Origin of the sequence: Cryobacterium sp. MLB-32 (genome assembly GCF_000738085.1) — a bacterium.
GTDB lineage: Bacteria > Actinomycetota > Actinomycetes > Actinomycetales > Microbacteriaceae > Cryobacterium.
Genome location: NZ_JPRS01000536.1, coordinates 1 through 771, shown reverse-complemented (window position 1 = coordinate 771; position 771 = coordinate 1). Strand labels below are relative to the sequence as shown.

Annotated in this window: 1 pseudogene; it reads right to left on the bottom strand. The window is 59.9% G+C overall.

What is annotated here, in order from left to right:
* Positions 1–483 precede the first annotated feature (483 nt).
* Positions 484–771, bottom strand: a pseudogene (locus JF66_RS23925) (DUF2975 domain-containing protein); the annotation flags it as partial.

The following is a 771-nucleotide window of genomic DNA, read 5'->3' as shown; positions in this document are numbered from 1 at the left end:
ATCCAGTACACCGGATACGCCAAAGCTGCCGGGAATGTGTACAACGGGGAGCGAATCGTTAGAGTTTGTTTCTGGTGGACACAGGCAAATAGGACCTCGGTAACCACCTGTGCGGATGCTACCTACTCGGGCGGCTATTGGTACGCATCGCCAGAAGCCCAGGCACTCTTCGAGGACTCATTGGATCCCAACGCACCGCAGACTATCTTTAACATCCAGACGTCCCGGATAGACCCAAGGGGTTAATCGACGAGGGGCCGGGTCAGTTGTGCGAATAGTGAACCACGGGCCTGGTCCCACCCTCCGCGGCGGCCCTCGAATCGGTCGTATCCGTCAAGACAGATACGGCGTCGACGCCCATTAATTACCAGACCAAGCAGAGGTCCCGCCGCCCGGGACGCAGTTCGACACGGCCGTCTCCGTCGCCGACAGGGCGGCCAGCTTCTCACGTCCCGGCCTGACCGCAGACCTGAGGGAACCGGATCAGCCGCGTGAATACTGGCGAATGACCGAGTTGGCCCCCAGGAACACCATCAAAGAGACGACGATGATCAGGGCTACGAGCCCGCCAGCGATAAGTCCGTACATTACGCCCGGGGTCGTGTATCCCATCACGCTCAGAGCGATGAAAGCGGACACCACGAGCACGATGAACGCGAGCAGGCAGCCGACCATCGCCCGTAACCATCCATAGGACGAAGAGTCGAATCTGTGGTCGCGAATGAGTACAACAAGCCGCAGTCCGATGAGAGCGACGGCTTGCCAGCAGGC